The sequence below is a fragment of the Moorena sp. SIO4A5 genome, from assembly GCF_010672005.1.
In the GTDB taxonomy this organism is placed as follows: Bacteria; Cyanobacteriota; Cyanobacteriia; order Cyanobacteriales; family Coleofasciculaceae; genus Moorena.
In genome coordinates, this window is the sequence record NZ_JAAHHZ010000488.1 from 1 (window position 1) to 3,625 (window position 3,625).

Consider the following 3,625-nt stretch of genomic DNA (forward strand, 5'->3'; position numbering starts at 1 on the left):
CCCCACCGTACCCAAGGCTCGATTTAGTATATTGATTGCAGCGTTGTGGTCTCGTTCGCGTAGCGTCGCCTTCGGCGAATCTAGCTTGCAGCCACACTTACAGACGTGAGTCCTTGTCGATAGTGACTTCTTGACCACCTCGCCGCATTCAGAGCAGTTTTGGCTTGTATAGGCAGGATTCACTGCAACAGTGACTCTTCCAAACTTTTGGCCAAAATGTTCTAACCATTTTCTAAATTGATACCAACCTGCCTCATTTATAGACTTAGCGAGACAGTGATTTTTTACTAAGTTTTTAACCCTTAAATCTTGCCTTACGGCACGCTTCGCGAACATAGGCGACCAGGTCGTTAGACCGGATTACGCAACGTGCCGGAGACGAAACCTTAGATAATGGAGCCTTTATAACAACAGTTTTAACCCTTTTATGCATAACCTACAAACCAAAAAGGCTCCATTATCTTACGGTAACTTCGTTCCCAGTCTCTATTAAACTAAGCCGGGGAGTCGCCTCCACCGACTCGTCTCCAAAACCGTACGTGACAGTTTCCCGTCATACGGCTCCTCGCTACAGGAACCATTGTCATTGGTACCTCTACATTAGAACGGATTATCATCTAGTTCAGAGGAGTCGTTACTTGATTCTTGACACTTGGGTTTGACTTTGGTTCCATGTTTTGCATCGTGGCAATGTAGGTGGAGTAGTTCAAGGTTATTGAGTTGGTCGTTTCCACCTTGTGCGCGTGGTATTATGTGGTGTTTTTCCATTAAGTCATTGTCCCTAAAGGTTAGTCCACAGTGAGTGCATTTCCCTTTTTGTCTTTTGAGAAGTTTTACTTTCTGTTTTGACATTTCCGGGTGCTTACTCATTCTGGTACTCCAGTATATTAAGTCCCCGTTGTAGGGGCTACTGTTTCCTTTAACCTTCGTGTGTCTAATGATTTCTGTCTTTGCATGTTTGGGAAGGTGTGTTCCTTCTTTTGTCATGAAAATCCAGTTATCTGTTTTGGGTACATCCCAGGGGTTCTTTGGCTTTTCAGTTTTAGTTCCCCAATACTTTTTGTTCACCCAGGTTTTTGACTTATTGGGGTGTCTCCTGTATCCCCATCTTTGAAGTTTGTTCCAGAGTAGGCTATCTAACCCTGAGTAGGTCTTTTTGCTGACAACGCTTCGGTTGTAATTGCACCAACCTTGTATAATGGGTTTGAGTTTGCTAATTAAAGCAGCCTGAGGTGCGGCTAGGTGACTTTCTATTATCCCGTCTAGCTGCTCCCTATGTTCTTTCACTTTCTTTTTCGATGGTTTAATGAGGGTCTTAAAACCTTGTTTAGCTTGATGTTTTCCCACTGGGTATTGACGGATGTTAAATCCTAAAAAGTCAAATCCTTCTTTGGTGTGGGTCAATCTGGTTTTACTTGGTTTTAATTCCAGTCCTATGTCAGTTAACCATGCTTCTATAACTTCTCTACACTTTTCTACCACTTCTTTGGTTTTGTGTATGATGACGAAATCGTCAGCATATCTTATGAGACTTACGCTTCTTTTTCTGTCTCGCTTTCCTCTTACTTGAGTTTCTTTAAACGAGAGATTTTCTACGTATTTTTCTATAGTCTCTTCCATTCCGTGGAGGGCTATATTGGCCAGAAGGGGTGATATTATTCCTCCCTGTGGTGTACCCTCATTCGTAGGGGATAGTGTTCCTTCGTCTATTACTCCCGCTTTTAACCATCCTTTGATTAATCGCTTCATAGTGGGGAAGGTATTTAATTTTGAGAGTAGCTTATCATGGTTGATTTTATCGAAGCACTTTGATATGTCTGCATCAAGAACCCATTTTGGTTTCTTCGAGATACTGTCAAATATTGCTTCGATTGCGTCGTGACATGACCTTCCTGGTCTGAAACCATATGAGTTGGCTTCAAAGTGTGCTTCCCATTCGGGCTCTAGTGCCTGTTTGGTTAGTGCCTGTAATGCTCTGTCGTATATGGTTGGTATTCCCAAAGGTCGTTTTTCTTTACGACCAGGTTTTTCTATCCACACCCTGCGAGTAGGTAATGGTCGTTTGTATACCTTAAGGCTGGCTGCTAAGTTTAGTCTTTGTTTGCCTGTTAAGGCTTTTCGACCATCTATTCCGGCAGTCTTTTTGCCTTTATTTTGTTGGGATACTTTTCTGACGGCGAGCATTTTGGCTGACCAGGACTTCATTAGAGTCTTTTGTATCCGCCTTACCACGCGAACATCCCCACGGCTCGAGGCTTGATATATTCGTTTTTGTAACTTGAATACTGTGATTTCTAACTTTCGCCAGTTCACTTTATTCCATTCCGACTGTGGAGCGAACCCCCGAGTTTTGGACATATTCATTACTACTTACAACCATATCTTTTCCTATACACGTGAGTCCGTCAGCGTATTCACTACATTACATAGTGACATTTGCTTCTGACTCTATCTTTCCATCGTAGGCCATGGGGCTAACTACCTTCTTAGGAAATCGACCTTTCCTAAGAGTACCTACGTGGTTACTTCGTTCCTGATTACCATTCTTTATGCTTTTAGAGTGATACTATCCACCGGGAGTTTTAGAGAAATCATCATAAAGATGCCAAACCTTATGATTCTATGTCCTCCGGAACTTTTGTTTCCAGCGTTTCTAGCCTTATTGCGCTGGTTGAAGATTACGATGGTTCAGATGTATCTTCCCTTTCGGTACTCATGAGCATGTTGCCTGCTACTAGCTCCATATTTAGGCTTATAGAGTTTCGCTGTTCGACCCCGCTTCAACCTAGAGGTTGTTAATTCTCAGTGGTTAGGGGTAGGGCTGTCACTCAGATTTCGTGAGGGTTGGTCTTTCACCAACATGGTAATCAAGTTATCAAGGTATTTTCCTTGTGATTAATCCCCCGATTTATTTCGGTTTCTAATCAACGAATCGCACTGGCATGTTCTTCACGCTGCCTACTTATTTTAAGGTGCTGTCTGCCTAATCTATTGATGGCTTTCTTGCGGTTGGATGTTCGCGAAGCGTGGCCTACGGCCTTGCCTTTCTTTTTCCGGGAAACCCGGCGTTGATAAAACTTTAATATCTTCTCCCCAGCTCTATAAAACCGAGGGTTAGGTTCACTGTTGCCGAATGAGTCGGTGTAGAACTCTTTTAGTCCTACGTCTAATCCGATTGTCGAGTGACTTGGGGTTAGCTGTTCGTTTACCTCAACAGAAATGCAAAACTGAACATAGTACCCATCTGCTCTTTTGACAATGCGGACTCGCTTAATCAGCTTCTTGTCCAAGCGCCACAAGTCCCAGGTACCCTTGAGCTTCAGCCTCCCAATCCCCTTTTTATCACTGAAAGTTATTGATTTTTTATCAGGGGATAATTTCCATCCTGACTGCTTATATTCAACTGTTCGCGTAGCGTCGGCTTTGCCGAATCTACAGTGCTTTTGAAAACGGGGATAGCCTTTCTTCCCAGGTACTTTCTTTTTACAGTTCTCAAAGAAGCGAGAAATTGATGACCGGAGATGAAACCTTAGAATAGTGGAGCCTTTATGGGTGACTGGCTATGGGTAAAAGGGTTAAAACTTTTGTAATAAGGCTCCACTATTCTTACGGTAACTTCTAACCA

General features: G+C 43.0%; 1 protein-coding gene and 2 pseudogenes. All 3 read right to left on the reverse strand.

All coding sequences use genetic code 11. The features are described 5' to 3' along the window. Positions 1-373 (reverse strand): annotated as a pseudogene (locus F6K57_RS39720) (transposase); the annotation flags it as partial. A gap of 227 nt (positions 374-600) precedes the next feature. After that, positions 601-2,364 carry a group II intron reverse transcriptase/maturase gene (gene ltrA, locus F6K57_RS39725; protein WP_293074294.1) on the reverse strand — a complete coding sequence of 588 codons (1,764 nt, stop codon included), beginning with the start codon at positions 2,362-2,364 and terminating at the stop codon, positions 601-603. A gap of 575 nt (positions 2,365-2,939) precedes the next feature. Beyond that, positions 2,940-3,515, reverse strand: a pseudogene (locus tag F6K57_RS39730) (transposase); the annotation flags it as partial. Between the last annotated feature and the right edge of the window lie 110 nt (positions 3,516-3,625).

Coding starts and splice junctions, on each gene's coding strand:
- ltrA (WP_293074294.1), bottom strand. CDS start 2,364: ATGAATATGTCCAAAACTCGGGGGTTCGCTCCACAGTCGGAATGGAAT.